Here is a 1,419-nt window from a genome sequence, read left to right as displayed (position 1 = left end):
ACAGGAAGACCAAGGGTATGAATCAGGGTACGACAGTGCTGTTCGGGCTGCCCGGAGTACGCGTGCATCGCGTGTCCATGGACTCGAATGGAGTTCGGTTAGTGGAGTTCTTCACCGACGACGATCGGGCCGCGGCGTGCCCGTCGTGTGGAGTGGTCTCGACGTCGATCACGGGCAACGCGATCACGAAGCCTAAGGATATCGCCTACGGCGAGCAGTCAATTCAATTGCAGTGAAACAAGACCCGGTGGAGATGCAGAGAAGACTACTGCTCGCGTGGGTCGTTCACGGAGAGTATCGAGGAGATACCGCCGCGGGCGAGACTGACCGGCCGGCTCGGGCGCGCAATGGGTTATGCGATCGGCAACGCCGCCCGATCGGTTACGGAGGTCGCCGCAGCGCATGGTGTGTCGTGGCCGACGGCGCATCGACGGTTCGTCGCTCTGGCCGAGCAGGTACTGACCGAACCGGATCCGGTTCGAGTGTTGGGGATCGACGAGACCCGACGCGGCAAGCCCCGGTGGGATCGCTGCGAGAGGACCGGAACCTGGGTGCGCACCGATCCGTGGGACACCGGATTCGTCGATATCAGTGGCTCACAGGGCATGCTCGGGCAGCAGAGCGGCCGAACCACGGCGGCAGTAGTGAAGTGGCTGAACGCTCGCTCTGAGCGGTTCCGGGACGGCATCGAGTACGTCGCGATCGATCCCGCCGCTGTCTATGCGGCTGCGGTCCGAACCCCGGATCTGCTACCGAACGCAGTGTTGGTGGTCGATCACTTCCATCTTGTCGCCAAAGCCAATGACGCGGTCACCAAGGTCCGCCAGCGAGTGACATGGGATCAACGAGCCCGCAGGGGGCGGGCGATCGACCCCGAGTGCGCGAACCGAAGGCGACTACTCCGAGCGCGGGAATGTATGTCGGACAATGGTTTCACTCGAATGTGGAACGAGATCGATGCCCAGGACCCAAGCGCACAGATCCTATCGGCATACATCGCGAAAGAGGAACTACGGACCCTGCTTTCGACCGTCCGTGACGGCGGGGATCGGCATCGAACCTCACATCGACTGCACCGATTCTTCATGTGGTGTGCCGATTCGAATATCCCGGAATTGATCACGCTGGCGAATATGGTCGACACGTGGTGGCCCGAGATCAACGCGTTCATCACCACCGGCATCACCAACGCCAGAACGGAAGGCTACAACCGGCTGGTCAAACAAGTGAAACGATCCGCCGGCGGCTTTCGTAACGTCGACAACTCGGCCCGTCGGATACGATTCCACACAACCCGCACCGCGCGGGCCAGCATTCAGACTTCCTGCTGAGCTGCCCGGTCAAAGTCGAAGAGCCCAGAAACCAGCGACTTCTACGAACTGATAGTCGAACGCCACCGCAAGAAGACCACCATCGTCA

The 1,419-nt window shown here is 61.2% G+C and carries 2 pseudogenes; both read left to right on the top strand.

Going from position 1 to position 1,419, the window contains the following annotated elements:
• Nucleotides 1-236: pseudogene (locus BJI47_RS02035) on the top strand (ISL3 family transposase); the annotation flags it as partial.
• 15 nt (nt 237-251) lie between these two features.
• Nucleotides 252-1,331: pseudogene (locus BJI47_RS02030) on the top strand (ISL3 family transposase); the annotation flags it as partial.
• Between the last annotated feature and the right edge of the window lie 88 nt (nt 1,332-1,419).

It is taken from the genome of Rhodococcus sp. 1168 (assembly GCF_002091955.1).
Taxonomy (GTDB): Bacteria; Actinomycetota; Actinomycetes; order Mycobacteriales; family Mycobacteriaceae; genus Rhodococcoides.
Note: the sequence above shows the minus strand (reverse complement) of the source record. Positions and strands in the feature narration are given on the sequence as shown.